Consider the following 22,811-nt stretch of genomic DNA (forward strand, 5'->3'; position numbering starts at 1 on the left):
GCGCCCCCGGAGCCCCGGGCGCCGGGCGGGGCGCCGCCGACGCCGGGCCGTGGGCGGTGCCGGCCGTGAGCGGGGTCACGAGGGCAGCAGGCGCTGTTCCTTGGCCACCGCCACCGCGCCGGCGCGGGTGTCGACGCCGAGCTTGTCGTAGATGCGGCCCAGGTGGGTCTTGACCGTGGCCTCGCTGATGAACAGGGCCCGGGCGATGTCGCGGTTGCCCAGCCCCCGGGCCAGCTGGCCGAGGATGTCGAGTTCGCGGTCGGTGAGGGTGGGGCGGGTTCCGCGCATGTGGGCCATGACCCGGCTCGCGACGGGCGCCGACAGGGTGGTGCGGCCCGCCGCCGCCGAGTGGATGGCGGCGAACAGTTCCTCGGGCCGTTCCGCCTTGAGCAGGTAGCCCGTCGCGCCGGCCCCGATCGCCCGGGTGATGTCCGCGTCCGTGTCGTACGTCGTGAGGACCAGGACGTGTGGCGGGGAGGGGAGGGCCGTGATGCGGCGGGTGGCCTCGACGCCGTCGATGCCCTCGCCCAGCTGGAGGTCCATCAGGACGACGTCCGGCCGGAGCCTGGCGGCCAGCGCGACCGCCTCCTCGCCGCTGCCCGCCTCGCCGAGCACCTCGATGTCCGGTTCGCTGCCGAGGAGGGCGAGGAGTCCGGCGCGGACCACCACGTGGTCGTCGCAGAGGAGGATCGTGGTCATCCTGTGGGCTCCAGGGGGATTGAGGCCGAGAGGACGGTGCCCTCGCCGGGGGTGGATTCGATCGTCAGGGTGCCGCCGAGCTGGCGCACGCGGGCGCGCATCGCCGGGAGGCCGTGGCCGCGTTCGGGGCCGGCGCCGGCGGGGGCGGGGGCGGTGAAGCCGGCGCCGTCGTCCGCGACGTCCAGGACCACCTGGTCGCCGAGGAAGCTGAGGGTCAGGGCGGCGGTGTGCGCGTGCGCGTGTTCGCGGACGTTGGCCAGGGCGCCCTGGGCGATGCGCAGGAGGGCCGATTCGGTGCGGTCCGGGAGGGGCGCGGGTACGCCCTCCAGGTGGAAGCGGACCTCGACGCCGGGGCCGGCGTCCAGGGCGCGCAGGGCGTCGGCGAGGCCCGCGCCGTCGGCCAGCTCGGGCGGGGCCAGGTCGTGGACCAGGCGGCGGGCCTCGGCGAGGCCGCGGGCCGCGATGCCGGTGGCGGTACGGACGTGCGCGCGGGCGGTGGCCGGGTCGCTGTCCCAGGTGCGGTCCGCGGCCTGGAGCAGCATCTGCTGGCTGGACAGGTGCTGGGCCAGGGTGTCGTGGATCTCCATGGACAGCCGCTGCCGCTCGGCGAGGGTGCCTTCGCGGCGTTCGGTGGCGGCGAGTTCCCGGCGGGTGCGGATCAGGTCGTCGATCAGTGCGCGCTGGGCGCGGGCCTGGCGCTCCATGTGGACGAAGACGGCCGTGGCCAGGGCGGCGATGGCGGGCGGGGCCAGCAGGAGGTTGGGGTCGAAGGCGGTGGAGAGCCTCAGCTGGGCCGCCACGACGAAGACGGTCAGTACGCCGACCAGGACGACGGCGGCGCGCGGCGGCAGGGTGCGCAGGGCCGTGAAGAACAGCGGGACGGCGCACCAGGCGAAGCTCGGAGCGAGCACGACGAGGACGACCCAGGTGGCCACGACCAGGCCCAGCCAGAGCCGGCGGCGAAGGGTCGGGGGCGCGGGGGCGCCGGGGGCGGGGGAGGCCGGAGTGACGCCGACGGCGGGGCCGAGGACGTAGAGCAGGGCGAGGGCGATGCCGAGGGAGATCACCCAGGGGGTGCGGGGTTCTCCGGGGTGGCGGAGCAGGAACCGGGCCACCGAGGCGCCGAGCAGCAGGAAGAACGCGGCGTGCATGACGGCGGTGAGGGTGCGGGTGTCGGGGGCGGTCGCGGGGTGCCGGCTCACGGCGTGGCTCCTGGGGGTGGGCGGGGGTTTCCATGCTGCCGCAGCCCCGCCCGGACCGCGGCCCGGGCCCGGACGGATGCCCGGGCCCGGACGGATGCCCGGGCCCGGACGGATGCCCGGGCGGCAGGGTCCCCCGGCGCGCCGGTTCCGGTGCGCGGCGGTCCGGCGGGGTGGCGGGGTCGCCGTCCACCGGTGGTCCGCGCCCCTCCCGGGGCCCCGGTGGACGGTGCCCCCGGCCCGTGGACGGCGCCGGTGCGCTGCCGGTCCGGCCTCGCGCGGGGCGTGTGACCAGGGAAGCCGGGCGGCCCGCCCCGCCGCATCGGCCGATCGGATGATGCCCGGGTCAACCGGTGCGCCGGGCGGGGCGAGCCGGTACGGGGACGGCCCGGGGCGGGGTCGGGGGCCAGGCTTGGAGAGAGCCAGCCGACGACCCACCAGGAGCTGAAATGAACACCCGCACCCGCGTCCTCACCGGCACCGCCCTCGCCGTCGTCCTCGGCGCCGGCACCTTCGGCGCCGTCAGCGCGAGCGCCACCCCCGCCGCGCCGGCCAAGAAGGACTCCGACAAGAACTTCACCACCTCGACGCACCTCACCATCGGTGCCGCCACCCGCGCCGCGCAGGCCGCGCTGGAGGCCGCCGAGAAGGAGAACCAGAAGGTCACCGTCGCCGTGGTCGACCGCAACGGCAACACCATCGTCACCCTGCGCGGCGACGGCGCCGGCCCGCAGTCCTACGAGTCGGCGGAGCGCAAGGCGTTCACCGCCGTGTCCTGGAACGCGCCGACCTCCGTCCTCGCCGGCCGCCTCGCGCAGACCCCGAACCTGAAGGACATCCCGGGCACCCTCTTCCTCGGCGGCGGCGCCCCCGTCCAGGCGGACGGCGCGCCCGTCGCCGGCATCGGCGTCGCCGGCGCCCCGAGCGGCGACCTGGACGAGAAGTTCGCCAAGGCCGGCGTGGAGTCCCTGAAGCAGTAGGGTCCGGCTCCGCCGCGGGCCACCCCCTCGCGGGCCACCCCCTCGCGGATCACCCGCTTAGGATCGGCGCGTGGAACTCAAGCGCCTGGCCGCCCCCGCCGTCACCGCCCTGCTCGTCCTCACCACGGGATGTACGGGCGCGACGGTGCAGGGGCGGCCCGGCGCGTCCGGACTGCGCGACCCGTTCTTCCCCCGGGCGGGCAACGGCGGCTACCAGGTCGACCACTACGCGCTGGACCTCGCCTACGACCCCGCCGACGGGCTGCTGCACGGCACGGCCGTCATCACCGCCCGCGCCGGCCAGGGCCTCAGCTCCTTCAACCTCGACTTCAGCGGCCTCAAGGTCGAGGCGGTGGACGTGCAGGGTGCCGCCGCCCGGTACAACCGGACCGGCAACGAGCTGACGGTGCGCCCGGCCAAGGACCTGAAGAAGGGCGAGGTCTTCCGTACGACGGTTGACTACTCCGGGCGGCCGAAGCCGGTCGTCGATCCGGACGGGTCCGAGGAGGGCTGGATCACCGCCGAGGACGGTGCGGTCGCCGTCGGCGAGCCGGTGGGGTCGATGGGCTGGTTCCCCGGCAACCACCACCCGAGCGACAAGGCCGCGTACGACGTGACGGTTACCGTGCCGGACGGGTACGAGGCCGTGTCCAACGGGCGGCTGCGCTCCCGGCGGGCGACGGGGGACGGACGGACCGCGTTCGCGTGGCACAGCCCGGAGCCGATGGCGAGCTACCTGGCGACCGTCGCCGTCGGGAGGTTCAGGGTGAGCACCGGGCGGACCCCTTCCGGGGTGGAGGTCTACCACGCCGTCGACGGCGGTGAGGCGGCCGGCAGCGAGGCGGCGCTGAAGCGGCTGCCCGAGATGGTGGAGTGGGGGAGCGCCAGGTTCGGCCCCTACCCGTTCGGCACGGCCGGTTCGATCGTGATGCCCGCGGGGACCCTCGAGTACGCGCTGGAGACCCAGACCAAGCCGGTCTACTCCGGCGCGCCCGCCGAGGACCTGGTGCTGCACGAGCTGGCCCACCAGTGGTTCGGCAATTCCGTCTCGCCGAAGTCCTGGAAGGACATGTGGCTCAACGAGGGCTTCGCCACGTACGCGGAGTGGCTGTGGTCCGAGGACCGGGGCGGGATCACCGCGCAGCGCCGTTTCGAGGCGTTCCTGGCGGGTGACACCTCGGTCGACGCGCAGGCCGGGGGCGGCTGGGACGCCTTTCCGCCCGCCGCGCCGCCCGGCGCGGCCCAGGTGTCCGACGCGCCCGTGTACTACCGGGGGGCCATGGTCCTGCACCGGATCCGGCAGGAGGTGGGCGACGAGGAGTTCTTCGGTCTGCTGCGCGGCTGGGCCGCCGAGCACCGGCACGGCACCGCGAGCACCGCGGACTTCACCGCGTACGCGCAGCGGCGGACGGGCCACGACCTGAAGAAGGTGTGGGACGTGTGGCTGTACGGAGCGGGCCGTCCCCGCGCTTAGGGAGGGTCAGGCAAGATCCGGAAGAGAAGGCCTAGGCCCGGGCGCCGGCCGGGCCCCCGCCCGGAGGTCCGGGGAGGGGCTTCGGCCCGGCGGGCGGCGGTCAGACGTTGACGCCGAAGTCCTGGGCGATGCCGACGAGGCCGGAGGCGTAACCCTGGCCGACCGCGCGGAACTTCCACTCGGCGCCGTTGCGGTAGAGCTCGCCGAAGACCATGGCGGTCTCGGTGGCGGCGTCCTCGGAGAGGTCGTAGCGGGCGATCTCGGCGCCGCCGGCCTGGTTCACGACGCGGATGTAGGCGTTGCGGACCTGGCCGAAGTTCTGGCTGCGGTTCTCGGCGTCGTAGATGGAGACCGGGAAGACGATCTTGTCCACGTCGGCGGGGAGGCCGGCGAGGTTGACGTTGATGGCCTCGTCGTCGCCCGAGCCCTCACCGGTGCGGTTGTCGCCGGTGTGGACGATGGTCTGGTCCGGGGTGGACTTGTTGTTGAAGAAGACGAAGTGACCGTCGGAGACGACCTTGCCCGTCGCGTTGACCGCGATGGCGGAGGCGTCCAGGTCGAAGTCGACACCGGTGGTGGTACGGACGTCCCAGCCGAGGCCGACCGTGACGGCGCTGAGGCCGGGGGCCTCCTTGGAGAGCGAGACGTTGCCGCCCTTGGACAGGCTTACTGCCATTTTGACTGGTGTCCTTCCTCGTCACATGACCGCGATGTGGGGTCAAGCTACCGCTGCCGTTATAACGCGGGCAGGGGGCGCGAAGGTTCCACGGCCGCGGAAATGGGGTGACGCGGCGCGGGCGGGGGCCGATCATAGGGCCATGCCTGGTCCCCATGTCATCCGCGGTTCCGTCGTGCTCCCCGAGGCGGAGCTCGCCTGGCGGTTCTCGCGTTCCTCCGGGCCGGGCGGGCAGCACGTCAACACCTCCGACTCGCGGGTGGAGCTGATGTTCGACCTGGCGGCGACCGAGGCGCTGCCGCAGGTGTGGAAGGAGCGGGCGCTGGAGCGGCTCGCGTCCCGGCTGGTCGACGGCGTGGTGACGGTACGGGCCTCCGAGCACCGCTCGCAGTTCCGCAACCGGGAGATGGCGATGGTCCGGCTGGCCTCCCTGCTGGCGGAGGCCACGGCCCCGCCGCCGAAGCCGCGCCGGGCGACGAAGATCCCCCGGGGGATCAACGAGCGGCGCCTGCGGGAGAAGAAGGCCCGGGGCGAGACGAAACGGAACCGCAGCGGGCGCGACTGGTAGCGCGGCCGGCGCCGCCCGGCCTACGGGGCCAGGTGCCGGTAGCGGCCGCGGAAGTAGGTCAGCGGCGGGGCGTCCGGCACCGGGAGGCCGGCGGCGAGGACGCGGCCGACGACCAGGGTGTGGTCGCCCGCGGTGACGCGGGACTCGGTGCGGCACTCCAGGGTGGCCAGCGCGCCCGACAGCAGCGGCGCGCCCGACAGGGCGCCGCGTACGTACGGGACCCCCTCGAACAGCAGCCGGTCGCTGATCCGGCCCTTCATCGCGAAGCGGCTCGCGACCTGGAGCTGGCTGTCCGCGAGGAGGGAGACCGCCCACAGCGGCTGCTCGGCGAGCAGGTCGTCCATGCGGGAGTCCTCGCGCACGCTCACCAGCACCAGCGGCGGGTCCAGGGAGACCGACATGAAGGCGGTGGCCGTCATGCCGACGTCCTCGCCGCGGGGTCCGCCGGCGGTCAGGGGCGGCTCGTGCGCGGTGATCAGGCACACGCCGGCGGCCAGCCGGGACATGGCGGCACGGAACTCGTCGTTGCTCACCCCTTCAGGATGGGGGGTGACGGGCGGGGGAGCCGGGTCGGCGGGCGTCGTCTTGGGCACGTACCGAACGCTAGTCCCGCGCCGGCGCGGCGCACATCGGCCCCCGGTACCAGTCGCGCCCCGGACCGGGGTCCTAGGCCGTCTCTTCCGGGTCTTGTCTGACCCGCGTCGCCCGGCACCGCACCTCGCCGCGTTGTCGAGGCACCCGAGGACGTCCAGTGATCGGGAGCCCCTCCGCCTTGCGATGCACGGCACCGGACGACGCGGGCTTAACCGGCAAGATCCGAAAGAGCCGGCCAGTCCACGGTGCGAAAGTCGGCCCGTCCGGCGGCGGTTCCACGCCGCGGTGCGCGCCCAGGCCGTATCGTTTGCCGCCGGGAACGGGAGGGAGCGTTCCCACTCCACGGCTCCTCCTCGGCACGCCCTTGTTCATCTCATGTGACTTGAGTCACAGAGGGCAAGATTTGTTGACCCTGTGTACCTGCCGCACAGCTCACTGTGATTCAGTGGACGGGACACCGCAACGAAACGCCGATGACATACCTGGAGTTGCTGTCGAGGTCTCGGGGAGAGCGAGCAATGGAGACCGAGTCGGAGCCGTACGTCCGTCTTGCGACCTTGCGGCAGCTGCACCAGGCGGTGGCCGAGCTCAACACGGCGCGGAGCCTGGCGGACACCCTGCAGACCGTCGTGGACGGGATCGTCAGGGGCCTCGGCTACGAACTCGCCTGTGTCAACCTCGTACGCCCTGACGGGGATCTCGTGGTCGCGGCCTTCGCCGGCGACCCCGCCGCCGAAGCCCTCATCACCGGCCGCGTCGGCTCCCGCCCCGCCTGGGAACGCCGCCTGACCATGGGCGAGGACTGGGACGGCCTGCGCTTCATCCCGCACACCGAGGGCTGGGTCCTCCTCGAGGACGACGTCCCCCAGTGGCACACCGACGGGCCCGATCCGCGCTTCCAGGACGAGTGGCACCCCGAGGACCGGCTCTACGCCCCCATGTACGCGGCGGGCGGGGAACTGCTGGGCGTCATCTCGGTGGACAGGCCGCGCAACGGGCGGCGCCCCGGCGCGTGGGGGCGCGAAGCGCTCCAGATGTACGCCTTCCAGGCCGCCATTGCGATCAGCAACGCCAGGCTCCGCGCGAACATGCAGCGCGCGCTGGTCCGGCTGGAGCGGGAGCAGCAGGCGCTGCGCGCCAGCGAGGAGTCGTTCCGGCAGGCCTTCGAGTACGCGCCCAGCGGCATGGCCATCGCCGAGATGGGCGGCGACCAGCACGGCCGCCTGCTGCGCACCAACGACGCCCTGTGCCGCCTCCTGGGCCGGCCCGCCTCCGTGCTGCGCCGCTACTCCTTCTCCGACCTCGTCCACCCCGAGGACATCGGGACCCTGCTGCGCACCTCCGCCGAGGGCGGCCGCGCCGAGCTGCGCCTCGGGCGGCGCGACGGCACGTACGTCTGGGTCTCGCTGCGCAACTCGGTGGTCGCGGACGCCGCCGACGGGCCCCGCTTCCTGCTCACGCACGTCGAGGACATCGAGGAGCGCAAGCGGCACGAGCTCCAGCTCGCCCACCGGGCCAGCCACGACTCCCTCACCGGACTGCCCAACAGCGCCGAGCTGCGCTCCCGGCTCGGGGCGCGCCTGTGCCGGCGGCCCCAGTCGGTACGGGCCAGCGCGGTGGAGGCGCTGGACGCGGCGTACGAGGGCCGCCCCGGGGCGGGTGGTGCCGGCGAGCACGGCTTTCCGGCCGAGGGGCAGCAGCACGGGTACGGCGGCGGGTACCCCGCCGGGCCGGCCGCCGCGCAGACGGGCGACTCCTTCGACTTCCCCGGCCCGCTCCCGGGCCGGCCGGACGGCCCGTACGACCACCACGTGCACACGGTGGCGCCCGACGGCGACATCGACGACGGCACGAAGGGGCTCGCGGTGCTCTTCTGCGACCTCGACGGCTTCAAGTCGATCAACGACCGGTTCGGCCACCACACCGGCGACGCCGTCCTGATCGAGGTGGCCCGGCGGCTGACGACGGGCGTCAGGGACGGTGACACCGTCGCCCGGCTGGGTGGTGACGAGTTCGTCGTCCTCGCCGACGGGCTGGGCGCGGCCGACGCCGCCGACCTCGCCGTGCGGCTGCGCAACGCGATCATCCCGCCGATCCGGGTGGACGGCCGCGCGGTGCGCGTGGGGGCGAGTTTCGGGATCGGCTGGGCCAGCTGCGGGATGTCCGCGGAAGAGGTGCTGCGCTCCGCCGACCAGCGGATGTACATCGAGAAGCGGTCCCGTTCCAAGGCCCACCGGCGGGCCGGCTGATCACGCGGGCCGCCCGTGGGCGCACGTGTTCGGGGTAGGCTCCCGTGGGTCGAAAGGAGTGACCTGCGATGACGACGCCCGCGAACAACGGCCCGCACGGTGGGGCGAACAAGCCCGAGGACGATGACCCGTTCGGCTACCTCTACGCGGACGGCCAGGCCGCCGGAGCCACCCCGCCCGGTCAGGGCGGCGGATACGGCTACCCCGGCCCGACGGCCGGCGGACCGTCCGGTGCGCAGCCCGGCGTCCCCCGGACCTCGTACAACCAGGTGCGCACGGTCGGCGAGCGGACCTACGGCGGCCAGCGCGGCGCCGTTCCGCAGCAGCAGGCCCCGCAGGCCTACCAGGCCCAGTACCAGGCGCCCGAAGCCCTCCAGGCGAACGGCTACGGCGTCCCGCAGCAGCCGTCCGCGCCGACGGCGCACCACCAGCCCGTCCCGCCCCGGGGCGGCGGCCGCGGCGGTGGCTCCAGCCGCCGGGGCATGGTGATCGCGGCGATCGCGGTGGTCGCCGCCGTCGGCATCGGCATCGGCGCGGCCGTGGTCTTCGGCAAGAAGAACGACAAGGACGGCAAGAACCAGGCGACGGGCCCGACCCAGTCGGCGGCGCCCTCGCAGAAGTCCGATCCGGAGCCGAGCAGTTCGCCGCAGCCCTCGCAGGCCCCGCTGCCGAAGGCGGACGCCTCCGGTGCGGGCATGGCCCTGACGGGCGGCGCGGCGCTCCAGGCCACCGTGCCCGGCGCGAAGAGCGCGGGCGGCCAGTACGTCGGCAACTTCAACCAGACCGGCGCGGCCGTCACATGGACGCTGGACGTGCCCAAGGCGGCCCAGTACAAGCTGAAGATGACGTACGCGGTGCCCGGCAAGGACGCCAGCACCACGCTGACCGTCAACGGCGAGGCGCAGACCCGGCCGATAAACATGAAGAACTTCGCGCAGGCCAAGCCCGGTGAGTGGGGCTGGACGTACACGCACTCGCTGGTGCAGCTGAAGAAGGGCACCAACACGGTCAAGATCTCGTGCGAGACCGGCAACCAGTGCGAGATCAACATCGACCAGCTCTGGCTCGAACAGGGCTGACCGGCGCTGCTCCGGCGCCTGCGGCTACAGGGCCGTGACCTTCACCGACCCCCGTACCTCCTCGTAGGTGCGGGGGTCGAAGTCTCCCGCCGTCGGGGCGTGGACGGTGGCGGCGGAGAGGGCCACCGCGCGGGTGAGGCGCTCGGGCCAGTCCAGGCCCCGGGTGAGGGCGGAGAGCAGGCCCGCCACCGCGGAGTCGCCCGCGCCGGTGGGGTTGCCGCGCAGCGGGCGGGGCGGGGCCGCCTCCCAGGTGCCCTCGGGGGTGGCGGCGAGCAGACCGGCGGGGCCCAGGGAGGTGACCACGGCGTGGGCGCCGCGGCGGCGGGCGTCGCGGGTGGCGGGCAGCGGGTCGCGGGAGCCGGTCAGCTCCGCCAGCTCGGCGGCGTTTGGCTTGATGACCTCCGGCCGGGCGGCGACCCCGCGGCGCAGGGCCTCGCCGCTGGTGTCGAGCAGCACGGGGACGCCGGCCGCGCGGGCCGCCCGTACCAGGACCGCGTACGCGCCGACCGGCACGCCCGGGGGCAGGCTGCCGCAGAGGGCCACCGCGCGCGCCCCGGTGAGGAGTCCGGCGTACCGGTCGAGGAAGGCGGCCCATTCGGCGGCGGAGATCTGCGGGCCGGGCTCGTTGAACTGGGTGGTGTCGCCCGTGCTCTCGTCGACGACGGCCAGGGTGCGCCGGGTGGTGCCGGCGCAGGGGACGAGGGCGTCGACCACCCCGGGCGTGCCCGCCAGGAGTTCGCGTACGACCTGTCCGGCCGGGCCGCCGGCGAAGCCCGTCGCCGTGACCTCGTCGCCGAGCGCGGCGAGCACCCGGGCCACGTTCAGGCCCTTGCCGCCGGGGCGTTCGGTGACGCCGGTGACCCGGTGGGAGGTGTGCGGCAGCAGTCGCGGCACCCGGTGGGTGACGTCGAGGGCGGTGTTGAGCGTCACGGTGAGGATCATGGCAAGTCCCGGTCTCGGTGTGTGCCGGGATCATGCCAAATCGAGGGCGGCCGGCCCAGTCCCGCGGGCCGGCCGCCTCCGTCGTGCCGTGCGGACGGCCGCTTCAGGACGCCGGGCTGACGATCCATTCGCCGCGCCGCATGACGCCCTTGACGTCGAACGCCGCGTCGAGGACCACCAGGTCGGCGTACTTCCCGGGTTCCAGCGAGCCGACCTCGTCGTAGAGGCCCAGCAGCTTGGCCGGGTTGGCGGAGATCGCCTGGACCACGGACTCGACGGGCAGCCGGTCCACCGTCACCGACCGCTTGAACGCGGTGTCCAGGGTCAGTGTGGAACCGGCGATGGAGCCGCCCTCCACGAGCCGGGCGACGCCTTCGCGGACCTCCACCTCCAGCGGGCCGAGGTGGTAGGTGCCGTCGCCGAAGCCGGCCGCGTCCATGGCGTCGGTGATCAGCGCGACGCGGTGCGCGCCCGCGTGGTGGAAGGCCAGCTCCAGCATCGCCGGGTGCAGGTGGGTGCCGTCGTTGATCAGCTCGACGGTGACCCGTTCGTCCTCCAGCAGCGCGGCGATCGGGCCGGGGGCGCGGTGTTCCAGGCCCGGCATGGCGTTGTAGAGGTGGGTGGCGACGGTCGCGCCGGCCTCGATGGCCCGGCGGGTCTCGTCGTACGTGGAGTCGGTGTGGCCGATGGCGGCGATGACCCCGTGCTCGGCCAGCAGCCGTACGGAGTCCAGGCCGCCGGGGAGTTCGGTGGCGAGGGTGACCATGCGGGCGGCGCCGTGCGCGGCGTCGACCAGCTTGCGGACCTCGGCCGGGTCGGGGTCGCGCAGCAGGTCCTCCTTGTGCGCGCCCTTGCGGCAGGGGTTGATGAAGGGGCCCTCGAAGTGGATGCCGGCGATCTCGCCCTGCTGGGTGAGTTCGGCGAGCAGTCCCGCGCGGCGGGCCAGTTCGTCCAGGCCGCCGGTGACGGTGGAGGCGACGAGGGTGGTGGTGCCGTGTTCGCGGTGGGTGCGTACGCCCTGGAGGACCTCCTCGGCGGTGCCGGAGGTGAAGGAGGCCCCGCCCCCGCCGTGGTTGTGCATGTCCACGAAGCCGGGGACGATCCAGTGCCCGGACAGGTCGGTGACGTCCGCGTCCTCGCGGGCGCTGCCCGCGATGCGGCCGCCCTCGACGATGACGCGGCCGCCCGCCACGATCCCGGTGGGCAGCACCACCCTCGCGCCGGAGAGAACGGTGCTGTGTGCGCTTCCGGACATCAGGCAGGTACCTCCGTGGCGAGTAGGTCCCAGGCGAGCAGCCCCGCGCCCAGGCATCCGGCGGTGTCCCCGAGGGCAGCCGGAACGATCTCGGGCAGCCGCTGGAACGTCACGCGTTCCTCGACGGCGGTCCTCAGTGGTGCGAACAACGTTTCCCCGGCCTCGGCGAGCCCGCCACCGATGATCAGCGTGTTCGGGTCCAGCAGGGTGATGGCGGTGACCAGACCGTCGGCGAGGGCGCCGATGGCGGTCAGCCAGACCTCCCGGGCGGCCGCGTCCCCGGACTCGACGGCCTTGGCGCAGTCGGCGGCGTCCGCCGCCGGGTCGCCGGAGGCGGCGGCCCAGGCGCGGCTGACGGCGGAGGCGGAGGCCAGGGTCTCCAGGCAGCCGTGCTGGCCGCAGCCGCAGGCGGGGCCGCCGGGGCGGACCACGATGTGCCCGATCTCACCCGCGTAGCCGTGGGCGCCGGCCTCGATCCGGCCCGCGATGCCGATGGCGCCGGCGATGCCGGTGCCGAGCGGGACGAAGAGGAAGCGGTCGGCGCCCAGTCCGGCGCCGATGCGGCCCTCGGCGAGCCCGCCCGTGCGGACGTCGTGGCCGAGGGCGACCGGGATCCCGCCGAGGCGGGCGCCCAGCAGCTCGCGCATCGGTACGTCGCGCCAGCCCAGGTTCGCCGCGTACACGGCGATGCCCCGTTCGGCGTCGACGATGCCGGGGACGGCGACGCCGGCGGCCGAGGCGGCCGTGCCGAAGCGGTCACGGCCCAGGCCGAGGAGCTCGCGGGCGAAGTCCAGGATCGTCTCGACGACGGCTTCGGGGCCCCGCTCGCGGCCGGTGGCGCGGCGTGCCTCGTGCAGCAGGGTGCCGTCCGCCCCGATGAGGGCGGCCTTGATCCCGGTGCCGCCCACATCGAGGGCGATGACGTGTTTCACGGGTTTCACAGGTGACAGTCTCGCGTGCTCGGCGGGGAAAGGTCTAGTCCATTGGAGGGGATTGTTGAGCGGCCATACAAATCCGGGCCGCCGCCCGGACACGGTCCGGACACAGTCCGCGGCGAGCCCCGTTCCGGATGTGGAGGAGCCGCCAAAGTGGTGTAGACCTTACGTCGGATCGTACGTACAACCTGGGGTGGATCAAGAACTGTGAAGGGCCGTTACCTGAGGCCGGCGGCGACCGGCGCCGCGCTGTGCCTGACCGTGGCGACGCTGGCGGGCTGCGGAACCGTCTCCGGCCTCACCGGGGACAACGAGGTGACCCTGCGGGTCGTGGCGGCCGACTACGGGGACAATCCGCAGAACTCCTCCGCCGGCTACTGGAAGGACATCGCCGAGGACTTCGAGAAGGACAACCCCGGCGTCCACGTCGAGGTCAGCGTCTACTCCTGGTCGGAGGTCGACGCCAAGGTCGCCGCCATGGTCAAGGCCGGCAAGGCCCCCGACATCGCGCAGATCGGCGCCTACGCCGACTACGCGGAGGCCGGCAAGCTCTACACCGCCGACGAGCTGCTCTCCGTGAACACCGAGGCCGACTTCCTCGCCCCGCTCGCCGACGCGGGCAAGGTCAAGCGGGTCCAGTACGGCATGCCCTTCGTGGCCAGCACCCGGCTGCTCTTCTACAACCAGAAGCTGCTCGGCGACGCCGGGGTCATCCCCAAGGACGCCAACGCCTCCTGGCAGCCCAAGAGCTGGGCGGATCTGGAGGCGGCCGCCAAGAAGCTCAAGGCCGCGAACGTCCCGACCCCCTTCGCGCTGCCGCTCGGCCGCGAGGAGGCCCAGGCCGAGACGATGATGTGGATGCTCGCCGGCGGCGGCGGCTACACCGACAACGAGGAGGCGTACGCGATCGACTCCCCGGAGAACGTCAAGTCGCTGGAGTTCCTCCGCGACAAGATGGTCGGCCAGCAGCTCACCGGCCCGGTGGAGCCCGGCAGGCTGGACCGCCAGGCCGCGTTCGACGCCTTCACGCGCGGCGAGGTGGGCATGCTCAACGGCCACCCGACGCTCCTGAAGCAGGCCGCCGGCAAGGGCCTGAGGTTCGGCATGGTCGCCATGCCGACCGCCGACGGCACCGACCACTCCACGATGGGCGTCGCCGACTGGGTGATGGCCTTCAAGAACGGCCACAAGAAGGAGTCCGGGAAGTTCCTGGACCACCTGTTCTCCGCGAAGAACGTGACCGCCTTCACCAACCGGTACGACCTGCTGCCGGTCACCACCAGCGGCTACCGGGCCATGGCCGCCGGCACCGGCGGCACGGCCACCCAGCTGAGGACCTTCCTGAACGCCCTGCCCAGCGCCCGGCTCTACCCCGTCGGCAAGAAGTCCTGGGCCGGCGTCAGCGAGGACGTCAAGCAGAACATCGGCAAGGCCGTGCAGCCGGGCGGACAGCCCGCGAAGGTCCTGGAGGAGATCGCCACCAAGGCGCGCAAGGCGGACGGCGAACGCTGACCCCCGGCCCGCCGCACACCGCTCCGGCCCGCTCCGGGCCGGAGCGGGCCGGAGCGGTGTCGGTGGGCGGCGTTAATCTGGCCGTATGACGGACGGCGGCCAGGCGGGTGAGACGGCGGGGAACGGCGCGGCGGAGACGGCACACGGCCGGCTGACCGCCGCCGAGGCCGCCGTGCTCGCCTACGAGGGCCGCAGCTGGCCCGGTCCCGGAGCCAAGGAGCGGGCCGTGCGCGAGGGCCTCGGGCTCACCCCGGTCCGCTACTACCAGCTGCTCAACGCCCTCATGGACGACCCGCGCGCCCTCGCCCACGCCCCCGGCACCGTCCATCGCCTGCGCCGCATCCGCGAGGCCCAGCGGGCCCGGCGGTAGGGCGGGCCGGCCCCGGCTCGGGGGAAGGCTGGGCGACGCCGCGGCCGCCCCGGTAGGGTCATCCGTATGGGGAGCCAGCCGCACGACCTGCCACCGATGCCCGTGCCCGCCACCGCAGCCGGACGCGAGGGACTCGAAGCCCTCCTCCGCGCACCCCGCAGAGCCGTGATCGCCCTCGATTTCGACGGCACCCTCGCCGAGATCGTCCCCGACCCCGACCAGGCCCGCGCCCACCCCTCCGCCGTACCGGCGCTGGCCGCGCTGGCACCGCGGGTGGAGGCCGTGGCGGTCATCACCGGCCGGCCCGCCGGTGTCGCCGTCCGCCACGGCGGCTTCGCCGGGGTCCCGGGACTGGAGCACCTGGTGGTCCTGGGCCACTACGGCGCCGAACGCTGGGACGCGGTCACCGGCAACGTCCACGCCCCCGCCGAACACCCCGGAGTCGCCGCCGTACGGGCGGAGCTGCCGGGGTTCCTCGACGCGATCGGTGCGTGGCGCGGGACCTGGATCGAGGAGAAGGGCCGGGCGCTGGCCGTCCACACCCGCCGCGCCGAGGACCCGGCCGCCGCCTTCGAGGCCCTGCGCGAACCCCTCGCGGAACTCGCCGCTCGGCACGGGCTGATGGTCGAGCCGGGGCGCGCCGTGCTGGAGCTGCGTCCGCCGGGCACGGACAAGGGCGTCGCCCTGACCGAGTTCCTGGAGGAGCGGGACGCCGGCGCCGTGCTGTACGCGGGCGACGACCTGGGCGACCTCGCGGCGTACTCGGCGGTCGAGAAGCGGCGCGCCGAGGGCCTGCCGGGGCTGCTGGTGTGCAGCGGCTCGGCGGAGGTCCCCGAACTCGCGGCCCGCGCCGACCTGGTCCTGCCGGGCCCGGCGGCGGTGACGGCCTTCCTGGCGCGGCTGGCGGCCGCCCTCACTCCCTGACGGGCGGGGGCGCGGACCGCGCCCCCACCCGCCTCACCCGCGCAGCGCGTCCAGCTGGGCCGTGAACCAGGCCGTCGGGGGGAGGGCCGTCGCGGCCGCCGCCAGGCGCTTGGTGCGTTCCGCGCGCTCCGCCGGCGGCATGGTCAGGGCCGCGTGGAGGGCCTCGGCCGTCGCCGAGACGTCGTACGGGTTGACCGTCAGCGCGTCCCCGCGGAGCTCCCCGTACGCGCCCGCCCCGGTGGACAGCACCAGCGCGCAGCCCGCCTCCGACACCACCGGGATCTCCTTGGCGACCAGGTTCATCCCGTCCCGCACCGGGTTGATCAGCGCCACGTCCGCCAGGCGGTACGCGGCCAGGGAGCGGGCGAAGTCGTCCTCCACCGAGAGGAGGACCGGCTGCCAGTCCTCCGTGCCGAACTCCTCGTTGATCTCCGCCGCCAGCTCGCGCACCGACGCCGTGTACGCCCGGTACACCTCCAGGTCCTGCCGCGAGGGGTACGCGGACGCCAGGTGCACCACGCGGCCCCGCCACTCGGGGTGGACGGTCAGCAGCTCCCGGTAGGCCAGCAGGCCGCGCAGGACGTTCTTCGACAGTTCCGTGCGGTCGACCCGGACGATGGTCCTGCGGTCGCCGACCTCCGCCCTCAGCGCGGCCAGCTTGTCGTCGACCTCCGGCCGGTGCGCGAGCGCGCGCAGGTCCTCCTCGTCCACGCCGAGGGCGAAGACCGCGACGTCCGTCCGCTTGTGCCGCACCGGGCCCGTGGGGCTCTTGTCGACGTAGCGGGACTTCGACGGCTCCACCCCGGCGGGGAACCTGGGCTCGGCGATGCCCCGCTCGTCGTCCAGCTGCGCGCCGGCCATGAAGCTGTGCGCCCACGCCCAGGTGTGGAAGCCGACCACGTCCGCCCCGAGCATCCCCCACACCAGCCGGCTGCGGATGTCGTCCGGGAGCATCTCCAGGAACTCCCGCGAGGCCCACGGCGTGTGCGTGAAGTGCGCGATCCGCAGGTCCGGGCGCAGTTCGCGCAGGGCCCCGGGGACCAGGGCGAGGTGGTAGTCCTGCACCAGGACCGAGGCGCCCTCCGCCGCCTCCTCCGCCAGGGCCTCGGCGAAGGCCTGGTTGTACGCGGTGTACGAGTCCCAGCGGCGGCGGAACGCGGCGTCGAAGACCGGCTCGCGCGGGACGTCGTACAGGTGGTGGTGGGTGAACCAGAGCACGGAGTTCGCGATGCCGTTGTAGGCGTCGTCGTACACCTCGGGATCGATGTCCAGCATCCGGACGCCGGGCTCGGAGACGCCCCGGCGGACCGCCTCCCGGTCCGCGTCGGACAGGGCCGCGCAGATCCACAGGGCGTCCGGCTGCGCGGCGAGCGCCGCGGACAGGCCGGAGACGAGGCCGCCGCCGCCGCGCCGGGAGCTGAGGGTGCCGTCGGCGTCGAGGGCGTACGAGAGCGGGCCGCGGTTGGCGGCGACGAGAACCTGAGAAGCCATACGGGAAGCCATGCGGCGAACCTAGCCCGGCCGGTCCTCGCTCAAACGTCCGGTAATTGTCCGGTTCGTCACGTCCTGGCCGGCCGGGGGCTCACGCCACCCGCCGGACCGCGTACTCCTCGACCTCCAGCATCGGCGGCCGTTCCTCCGTGTCCACCGCGTAGGTGCGCGGAACGAACCCGTCCGGCCCCCGCTCGAACTGCGTCAGCCTCGGCCGCACCCGGGGGTGCCCCCAGCGGTGGCCGGGGGAGTGCCCGGCCGCGAGCCGCAGCTGCGCGGTGCGGTAGATCGCCGCGGCCATCCGGCCCAGCGCCTGCCCGTCCTGGTGCCGGTGCAGCCGGACCCCGACGTCCACCTGGGCCAGCGCGTCCAGCCCGACCGTGTGCAGCGCGTCCACCAGCAGGCCCAGCTCCACCCCGTACCCGACGGGGAAGGGCAGCCGTTCCAGCAGGGAGCGGCGTACGGCGTACTCGCCGCCCAGCGGCTGGACGAAGCCGGCCAGCTGGGGCCAGTGGAGGTTGAGCAGGGGACGCGCCACCAGCTCCGTGACGCGCCCGCCCTGGCCCGGGGCGTCGCCCAGCGGGCGGTCGTACATCGCCTTGACGAACTGCACCGGCGGGTCGGTCAGCAGCGGTCCGACGATCCCGGAGACGAAGGCCGAGTCGAAGTCCCGCAGGTCGGCGTCCACGAAGCAGACGATGTCCCCGGTGGTGGCCAGCAGCGAGCGCCACAGCACCTCGCCCTTGCCGGGCACGGCCGGGATCCGCGGCAGCACCGAGTCCCGGTGCACCACCCGGGCGCCGGCCCTCGCCGCGACCTCGGCCGTCCGGTCCGTGGAGCCGGAGTCGACCACCACCAGCTCGTCCACCAGGGGGACCGGGAGGCCCTCGATCAGATCGCGCCGGATCACCTCCACGATCTGCCCGACCGTGGCCTCCTCGTCGAGCGCGGGCAGCACCACGCTCACCGTCGTGCCGGACGCCCGTTTCCGGTCGAGCAGCCGGTCGAGCGGTCGGTCCGCGGCGGACCAGGAGCGGGCTGCCAGCCAGCGCTCCACGTCATCCAGCACTCTCAGCACTCCCTGGGCTTTCTCTGCGGCACGCGCCCGGCACCCGGCACGCACTCGGCACCCGGCACTCGATGCCCGGCGCCCGGTACGCGGCGGCGCTCGGCGGTTTTCGGCCGAATTGTGATCCATCTCGCGGTTCGGACGGCTGTCTCAACCGCCCGCCCCTTCGGTTACAGTCTTGAACAACGCGAAGGACCGCCGCATGCCGGGGGTCACGCGTACAAACGCACCGGCGCGCCAGAGAGCGCGTGTGCCGGTGCCATACCGCTCATCCAGAGGGGCAGAGGGACACGGCCCGTTGAAGCCCCGGCAACCCTCCAGTCGGTTCTCGCCACGCGAGGCCCCGGCTAGGGAAGGTGCCAATTCCGTCTCATGGCGAAGTGCGCCATGGGGAAGATGAGGAGAAAGGGCCTCGCCATCATGGCTGCACAGACTGTCGCCACCTCTGCCACCACCGGGTCCGTCGACCTGGGACCCGCCACCGGCCTCTCCTGTCGTGAGTGCGGCACCCGCTTCGAGCTCGGCCCGGTCTTCGCCTGCGTCGAGTGCTTCGGCCCCCTGGAAGTCGCCTACGAGCTGCCGCTCGGCGACCCGGAGGCCCTGCGCGCCGCGATCGAGGCCGGCCCCCCCAACATCTGGCGCTACGCGCCCCTGCTGCCCGTCCCGGCGGACGTGGCCTCCAAGCCGAGCCTGAACCCGGGCTTCACCAAGCTCGTGGACGCCGAGAACCTGGCCAAGGAGCTGGGCGTCACCGGCAAGCTCTACGTCAAGGACGACTCCGGCAACCCGACGCACTCCTTCAAGGACCGCGTCGTGGCCATCGCCGTCGAGGCCGCCCGCGCCTTCGGCTTCACCACCCTCTCCTGCTCCTCCACCGGCAACCTGGCCGGCGCCGTCGGCGCCGCGGCCGCCCGCGCCGGCTTCCGCTCCTGCGTGTTCATCCCGCACGACCTGGAGCAGGGCAAGGTCGTCATGGCCGGTGTCTACGGCGGTGACCTGGTCGGCATCGAGGGCAACTACGACGACGTCAACCGCTTCTGCTCCGAACTCATCGGCGACCCGCTGGGCGAGGGCTGGGGCTTCGTCAACGTCAACCTGCGCCCCTACTACGGCGAGGGCTCCAAGACCCTGGCGTACGAGATCTGCGAGCAGCTCGGCTGGCGGCTGCCCGACCAGCTCGTCATCCCGATCGCGTCCGGCTCCCAGCTGACGAAGATCGACAAGGGTCTCCAGGAGCTGATCAAGCTCGGCCTCGTCGAGGACAAGCCGTACAAGATCTTCGGCGCCCAGGCCGAGGGCTGCTCCCCGGTGTCGACCGCCTTCAAGGCCGGTCACGACGTGGTCCGCCCCCAGAAGCCGAACACCATCGCCAAGTCCCTGGCCATCGGCAACCCGGCGGACGGCCCGTACGTGCTGGACATCGCGCGGCGCACCGGCGGCTACGTCGAGGACGTGAACGACGAGCAGGTCGTCGAGGCCATCAAGATCCTGGCCCAGACCGAGGGCATCTTCGCCGAGACCGCGGGCGGCGTGACCGTCGGCGTGACGAAGAAGCTGATCGAGAACGGGCAGCTCGACCCGGCGCTGACCACCGTGGTCCTGAACACCGGTGACGGCCTCAAGACCCTGGAGGCGGTGGCCGCGGACAGCGGCCAGACCGCCACCATCCGCCCCAGCCTGGACGCGTTCCGCGCCGCCGGCCTGGCCTGACCATCTCCCCCTGCTCTACCGGAAAGGCAGTAGCGCCATGAGCGTCAACGTCCGCATCCCCACCATCCTGCGCACCTACACCGGCGGCAAGGCCGAGGTCCCGGCCGAGGGCGCGACCCTCGCCGAGGTCATCGAGTCCCTGGAGAAGGACCACCCGGGCATCGCCGCGCGCGTCCTGGACGACCAGGGCAAGCTGCGCCGCTTCGTGAACGTCTACGTCAACGACGACGACGTGCGCTTCGAGGGCGGCCTGCAGGCGGCGACGCCGGACGGCGCCGGAGTCTCGATCATTCCCGCCGTGGCCGGCGGCTGCTGATCTTCCGCATCAGAATTGCCCCCTCCGTCATAAACGGAGGGGGCAATTCTGCTTGATTGGGCGCGGTAGAGTTGGGGCAGTCCCCTCCGCTGTTCTTGCCCGCCGCATATGAGCGGGCCGACGGATGGTTGACATTGAGTCAACATACGCGCGCCTTTTGGGCCTTTGGTGCCGCTTGTCTGGCCCGAGTTGCCCTGGAATATTCCAAATTTTCACTCTATTTCAAGGTTTCCGCGTGTCCAGATTTCTCGTCGGATTGACCTGTTGCTGACAGCACCGGTGCAGATACATTCAGCCGCGGTCGAGGCGTTCCGGCGCAAGTTCTGACCCGGGACCGCGAAGTGCGGTCCCGCGCAAGGGCCAGTAATAGGGGAGTTAGGCATGGCTCAGGGCACCGTCAAGTGGTTCAACGCGGAGAAGGGCTACGGCTTCATCGCGGTCGACGGTGGTGCGGATGTGTTCGTCCACTACAGCGCCATCCAGATGGACGGGTACCGCACCCTCGAAGAGGGTCAGCGGGTCGAGTTCGAGATCTCGCAGGGCCAGAAGGGTCCGCAGGCGGACATGGTCAAGCTCGCGGCCGGCTGAGCCGGAGCGAACGCGATCGGCCACCGACGCACGCACGCACGCACGAGGGGCCCACATCCTGGACAGGGTGTGGGCCCCTCCTGCGTCCCGGCCCGGTCCCGCCCGCGTGTTGCCCGAAGCCGCTTGCACTCGCGGGGGTCGAGTGCTAATCATTGGCGTTAGCACTCTCCGGGTGAGAGTGCTACTAAGACGAGGACCGGGTCGGTGAGGCCCGCAGGGTCCGGCGGGAAGGAACCGCCGGGTCCGCAGGCCGTCCGTCGCGGGCGCGGGCGCGGTCCGGAGCAATCCACCCCTGTCCGGGAGGACCACTTCACCATGGCCAAGATCATCGCGTTCAACGAGGAGGCCCGGCGCGGTCTCGAGCGTGGCATGAACCAGCTCGCCGACGCCGTCAAGGTCACCCTTGGCCCCAAGGGTCGCAACGTCGTCCTTGAGAAGAAGTGGGGCGCCCCCACGATCACCAACGACGGCGTCTCCATCGCCAAGGAGATCGAGCTCGAGGACCCGTACGAGAAGATCGGCGCAGAGCTGGTCAAGGAAGTCGCCAAGAAGACGGACGACGTCGCCGGTGACGGTACGACCACCGCGACCGTCCTCGCCCAGGCGCTCGTCCGCGAGGGTCTGCGCAACGTGGCCGCCGGTGCCAACCCGATGGCCCTCAAGCGCGGTATCGAGAAGGCCGTCGAGGCCGTGTCGGCTGCCCTGCTGGCCCAGGCCAAGGATGTCGAGACCAAGGAGCAGATCGCTTCCACGGCCTCCATCTCCGCCGCCGACACCCAGATCGGCGAGCTCATCGCCGAGGCCATGGACAAGGTCGGCAAGGAAGGCGTCATCACCGTCGAGGAGTCCCAGACCTTCGGTCTGGAGCTGGAGCTCACCGAGGGCATGCGCTTCGACAAGGGCTACATCTCGGCGTACTTCGCCACCGACATGGAGCGTATGGAGGCGTCCCTGGACGACCCGTACATCCTGATCGTCAACTCCAAGATCGGCTCGGTCAAGGACCTGCTGCCGCTCCTGGAGAAGGTCATGCAGTCCGGCAAGCCGCTGCTGATCATCGCCGAGGACGTCGAGGGCGAGGCCCTGTCGACCCTGGTCGTCAACAAGATCCGCGGCACCTTCAAGTCCGTCGCCGTCAAGGCCCCGGGCTTCGGCGACCGCCGCAAGGCCATGCTCGGCGACATCGCCATCCTCACGGGCGGCACGGTCATCTCCGAGGAGGTCGGCCTCAAGCTGGAGAACGCCGGTCTCGACCTGCTCGGCCGCGCCCGCAAGGTCGTCATCACCAAGGACGAGACCACCATCGTCGACGGTGCCGGTGACAGCGACCAGGTCCAGGGCCGCGTCAACCAGATCCGCGCCGAGATCGAGAACTCCGACTCGGACTACGACCGCGAGAAGCTCCAGGAGCGCCTCGCGAAGCTGGCCGGCGGCGTGGCCGTCATCAAGGCCGGTGCCGCGACCGAGGTCGAGCTCAAGGAGCGCAAGCACCGCATCGAGGACGCCGTCCGCAACGCGAAGGCGGCCGTCGAGGAGGGCATCGTCGCCGGCGGTGGCGTGGCCCTGCTCCAGGCCTCCTCGGTCTTCGAGAAGCTCGAGCTCACCGGTGACGAGGCGACCGGCGCCAACGCCGTGAAGCTCGCGCTGGAGGCCCCGCTGAAGCAGATCGCCGTCAACGGTGGTCTCGAGGGCGGCGTCGTCGTCGAGAAGGTGCGCAACCTGACCGTCGGCCACGGTCTGAACGCCGCGACCGGCGAGTACGTCGACATGATCGCCGAGGGCATCATCGACCCGGCGAAGGTCACCCGCTCCGCCCTGCAGAACGCCGCGTCCATCGCCGCGCTCTTCCTGACCACCGAGGCCGTCATCGCCGACAAGCCGGAGAAGGCCGCCGCCGCTCCGGGCGGCATGCCGGGCGGTGACATGGACTTCTGATCGGCCCCCGGCTCCGGCCTCCGGTTGATCGGCTGTTCTCGTACCGAGGGCGGCGCCCCCTCCTCACGGAGGGGGCGCCGCCCTCGGGCGTTTTCCGGCCCGGCCGAGAAGCCGGTGGTGTCCCGCTCGAAGCAGAACGGCTCCGGGACGGGCAGCGGCTCACCGAAGGACACCGTCCTGCGGGACCGGTATCCGTGCGGGGAGGGCCCCAGAAGCAGGTGATCTCCCTCATCGAAGGCGGACTCG

General features: G+C 72.9%; 21 protein-coding genes and 1 riboswitch. Of the genes, 12 read left to right on the forward strand and 9 right to left on the reverse strand.

Annotation, left to right across the window (positions count from 1 at the left end; genetic code table 11):
* Positions 1-75 precede the first annotated feature (75 nt).
* Both ACZ514_RS27030 and ACZ514_RS27035 read right to left on the reverse strand, forming a co-directional pair.
* A complete protein-coding gene (locus tag ACZ514_RS27030; RefSeq protein ID WP_468174085.1) occupies positions 76-699 on the reverse strand; it encodes a response regulator in 624 nt (207 codons plus the stop codon).
* Positions 696-1,850 (reverse strand): sensor histidine kinase, encoded by a 1,155-nt coding sequence (locus ACZ514_RS27035; protein ID WP_469125884.1) that lies wholly within the window; start codon positions 1,848-1,850, stop codon positions 696-698. The genes ACZ514_RS27030 and ACZ514_RS27035 overlap by 4 nt, the downstream gene beginning before the upstream one ends.
* A 497-nt stretch (positions 1,851-2,347) precedes the next feature.
* Between ACZ514_RS27035 and ACZ514_RS27040 the strand changes: the two genes are divergently transcribed.
* Both ACZ514_RS27040 and ACZ514_RS27045 read left to right on the forward strand, forming a co-directional pair.
* Complete coding sequence (locus tag ACZ514_RS27040; RefSeq protein WP_468174084.1) at positions 2,348-2,878, forward strand: GlcG/HbpS family heme-binding protein; 531 nt, start codon at positions 2,348-2,350, stop codon at positions 2,876-2,878.
* Between the two features lie 70 nt (positions 2,879-2,948).
* The gene (locus ACZ514_RS27045; RefSeq protein ID WP_469125876.1) at positions 2,949-4,352 is read left to right on the forward strand and encodes a M1 family metallopeptidase; all 1,404 of its coding nucleotides are present in this window, start codon (positions 2,949-2,951) and stop codon (positions 4,350-4,352) included.
* Between the two features lie 100 nt (positions 4,353-4,452).
* Here the strand turns inward: ACZ514_RS27045 and ACZ514_RS27050 are convergent, their stop codons facing one another.
* Positions 4,453-5,028 (reverse strand): TerD family protein, encoded by a 576-nt coding sequence (locus tag ACZ514_RS27050; protein WP_388942398.1) that lies wholly within the window; start codon positions 5,026-5,028, stop codon positions 4,453-4,455.
* Between the two features lie 142 nt (positions 5,029-5,170).
* Here ACZ514_RS27050 and arfB point away from each other — a divergent pair, with 142 nt between their 5' ends.
* On the forward strand, positions 5,171-5,596 hold the full coding sequence (arfB, locus tag ACZ514_RS27055) for an alternative ribosome rescue aminoacyl-tRNA hydrolase ArfB (protein ID WP_468174082.1): 426 nt from the start codon (positions 5,171-5,173) through the stop codon (positions 5,594-5,596).
* A 20-nt stretch (positions 5,597-5,616) separates the two neighbouring features.
* On the opposite strand, the gene ACZ514_RS27060 is transcribed toward arfB, so the two are convergent.
* Positions 5,617-6,189 (reverse strand): flavin reductase family protein, encoded by a 573-nt coding sequence (locus tag ACZ514_RS27060; protein ID WP_468174081.1) that lies wholly within the window; start codon positions 6,187-6,189, stop codon positions 5,617-5,619.
* A gap of 519 nt (positions 6,190-6,708) precedes the next feature.
* On the opposite strand from ACZ514_RS27060, the gene cdgB reads away from it, so the two are divergent.
* Positions 6,709-8,439 carry a diguanylate cyclase CdgB gene (gene cdgB, locus ACZ514_RS27065; RefSeq protein WP_468175870.1) on the forward strand — a complete coding sequence of 577 codons (1,731 nt, stop codon included), beginning with the start codon at positions 6,709-6,711 and terminating at the stop codon, positions 8,437-8,439.
* 68 nt (positions 8,440-8,507) lie between these two features.
* Positions 8,508-9,518 carry a CBM35 domain-containing protein gene (locus ACZ514_RS27070; RefSeq protein WP_468175867.1) on the forward strand — a complete coding sequence of 337 codons (1,011 nt, stop codon included), beginning with the start codon at positions 8,508-8,510 and terminating at the stop codon, positions 9,516-9,518.
* A gap of 24 nt (positions 9,519-9,542) precedes the next feature.
* Here the strand turns inward: ACZ514_RS27070 and ACZ514_RS27075 are convergent, their stop codons facing one another.
* The 3 genes from ACZ514_RS27075 to ACZ514_RS27085 form a co-directional block, all read right to left on the reverse strand.
* Positions 9,543-10,460, reverse strand: coding sequence for a 1-phosphofructokinase family hexose kinase (locus ACZ514_RS27075; protein WP_468175864.1), 918 nt, complete (start codon positions 10,458-10,460; stop codon positions 9,543-9,545).
* A 103-nt stretch (positions 10,461-10,563) separates the two neighbouring features.
* Positions 10,564-11,715, reverse strand: a complete 1,152-nt coding sequence (nagA, locus tag ACZ514_RS27080; protein ID WP_468175861.1) for an N-acetylglucosamine-6-phosphate deacetylase — start codon at positions 11,713-11,715, stop codon at positions 10,564-10,566.
* Positions 11,715-12,647 (reverse strand): ROK family protein, encoded by a 933-nt coding sequence (locus ACZ514_RS27085; protein WP_468175874.1) that lies wholly within the window; start codon positions 12,645-12,647, stop codon positions 11,715-11,717. Before ACZ514_RS27085 ends, nagA begins: the two co-directional genes overlap by 1 nt.
* Before the next feature lie 210 nt (positions 12,648-12,857).
* Between ACZ514_RS27085 and ACZ514_RS27090 the strand changes: the two genes are divergently transcribed.
* From ACZ514_RS27090 to otsB, 3 genes are all read left to right on the forward strand, one after another.
* Entirely contained in the window at positions 12,858-14,162 is a 1,305-nt protein-coding gene (locus tag ACZ514_RS27090) for an extracellular solute-binding protein (RefSeq protein ID WP_468175858.1), read from the forward strand.
* Between the two features lie 85 nt (positions 14,163-14,247).
* Positions 14,248-14,532, forward strand: coding sequence for a DUF3263 domain-containing protein (locus ACZ514_RS27095; protein ID WP_468175855.1), 285 nt, complete (start codon positions 14,248-14,250; stop codon positions 14,530-14,532).
* 66 nt (positions 14,533-14,598) lie between these two features.
* Complete coding sequence (gene otsB, locus ACZ514_RS27100; RefSeq protein WP_468702105.1) at positions 14,599-15,456, forward strand: trehalose-phosphatase; 858 nt, start codon at positions 14,599-14,601, stop codon at positions 15,454-15,456.
* A 33-nt stretch (positions 15,457-15,489) separates the two neighbouring features.
* Here otsB and ACZ514_RS27105 read toward each other — a convergent pair whose 3' ends face one another.
* Both ACZ514_RS27105 and ACZ514_RS27110 read right to left on the reverse strand, forming a co-directional pair.
* Entirely contained in the window at positions 15,490-16,947 is a 1,458-nt protein-coding gene (locus ACZ514_RS27105) for an alpha,alpha-trehalose-phosphate synthase (UDP-forming) (RefSeq protein ID WP_468175849.1), read from the reverse strand.
* A 91-nt stretch (positions 16,948-17,038) separates the two neighbouring features.
* Positions 17,039-18,016, reverse strand: coding sequence for a glucosyl-3-phosphoglycerate synthase (locus tag ACZ514_RS27110; protein WP_468175846.1), 978 nt, complete (start codon positions 18,014-18,016; stop codon positions 17,039-17,041).
* Positions 18,017-18,281: 265 nt separating this feature from the next.
* Positions 18,282-18,419, forward strand: a riboswitch (SAM riboswitch).
* Between the two features lie 17 nt (positions 18,420-18,436).
* Between ACZ514_RS27110 and thrC the strand changes: the two genes are divergently transcribed.
* From thrC to groL, 4 genes are all read left to right on the forward strand, one after another.
* Complete coding sequence (thrC, locus tag ACZ514_RS27115) at positions 18,437-19,726, forward strand: threonine synthase (protein WP_468175843.1); 1,290 nt, start codon at positions 18,437-18,439, stop codon at positions 19,724-19,726.
* A gap of 37 nt (positions 19,727-19,763) precedes the next feature.
* Positions 19,764-20,042 (forward strand): MoaD/ThiS family protein, encoded by a 279-nt coding sequence (locus ACZ514_RS27120; protein WP_468175840.1) that lies wholly within the window; start codon positions 19,764-19,766, stop codon positions 20,040-20,042.
* A gap of 381 nt (positions 20,043-20,423) precedes the next feature.
* Complete coding sequence (locus tag ACZ514_RS27125; protein ID WP_008743607.1) at positions 20,424-20,630, forward strand: cold-shock protein; 207 nt, start codon at positions 20,424-20,426, stop codon at positions 20,628-20,630.
* Between the two features lie 315 nt (positions 20,631-20,945).
* Entirely contained in the window at positions 20,946-22,565 is a 1,620-nt protein-coding gene (groL, locus tag ACZ514_RS27130) for a chaperonin GroEL (protein WP_362469583.1), read from the forward strand.
* The last annotated feature ends 246 nt before the right edge of the window (positions 22,566-22,811 follow it).

This window comes from Streptomyces sp. NPDC034086, from assembly GCF_055575515.1.

What these genes read in the sequence shown, in the direction of transcription:
- ACZ514_RS27030 (WP_468174085.1), bottom strand. Translation starts at nt 699, where the DNA reads ATGACCACGATCCTCCTCTGCGACGACCACGTGGTGGTCCGCGCCGGA.
- ACZ514_RS27035 (WP_469125884.1), bottom strand. Translation starts at nt 1,850, where the DNA reads ATGCACGCCGCGTTCTTCCTGCTGCTCGGCGCCTCGGTGGCCCGGTTC.
- ACZ514_RS27040 (WP_468174084.1), top strand. Translation starts at nt 2,348, where the DNA reads ATGAACACCCGCACCCGCGTCCTCACCGGCACCGCCCTCGCCGTCGTC.
- ACZ514_RS27050 (WP_388942398.1), bottom strand. Translation starts at nt 5,028, where the DNA reads ATGGCAGTAAGCCTGTCCAAGGGCGGCAACGTCTCGCTCTCCAAGGAG.
- arfB (WP_468174082.1), top strand. Translation starts at nt 5,171, where the DNA reads ATGCCTGGTCCCCATGTCATCCGCGGTTCCGTCGTGCTCCCCGAGGCG.
- cdgB (WP_468175870.1), top strand. Translation starts at nt 6,709, where the DNA reads ATGGAGACCGAGTCGGAGCCGTACGTCCGTCTTGCGACCTTGCGGCAG.
- ACZ514_RS27070 (WP_468175867.1), top strand. Translation starts at nt 8,508, where the DNA reads ATGACGACGCCCGCGAACAACGGCCCGCACGGTGGGGCGAACAAGCCC.
- ACZ514_RS27075 (WP_468175864.1), bottom strand. Translation starts at nt 10,460, where the DNA reads ATGATCCTCACCGTGACGCTCAACACCGCCCTCGACGTCACCCACCGG.
- nagA (WP_468175861.1), bottom strand. Translation starts at nt 11,715, where the DNA reads ATGTCCGGAAGCGCACACAGCACCGTTCTCTCCGGCGCGAGGGTGGTG.
- ACZ514_RS27095 (WP_468175855.1), top strand. Translation starts at nt 14,248, where the DNA reads ATGACGGACGGCGGCCAGGCGGGTGAGACGGCGGGGAACGGCGCGGCG.
- otsB (WP_468702105.1), top strand. Translation starts at nt 14,599, where the DNA reads ATGGGGAGCCAGCCGCACGACCTGCCACCGATGCCCGTGCCCGCCACC.
- ACZ514_RS27105 (WP_468175849.1), bottom strand. Translation starts at nt 16,947, where the DNA reads ATGGCTTCTCAGGTTCTCGTCGCCGCCAACCGCGGCCCGCTCTCGTAC.
- thrC (WP_468175843.1), top strand. Translation starts at nt 18,437, where the DNA reads ATGGCTGCACAGACTGTCGCCACCTCTGCCACCACCGGGTCCGTCGAC.
- ACZ514_RS27120 (WP_468175840.1), top strand. Translation starts at nt 19,764, where the DNA reads ATGAGCGTCAACGTCCGCATCCCCACCATCCTGCGCACCTACACCGGC.
- ACZ514_RS27125 (WP_008743607.1), top strand. Translation starts at nt 20,424, where the DNA reads ATGGCTCAGGGCACCGTCAAGTGGTTCAACGCGGAGAAGGGCTACGGC.
- groL (WP_362469583.1), top strand. Translation starts at nt 20,946, where the DNA reads ATGGCCAAGATCATCGCGTTCAACGAGGAGGCCCGGCGCGGTCTCGAG.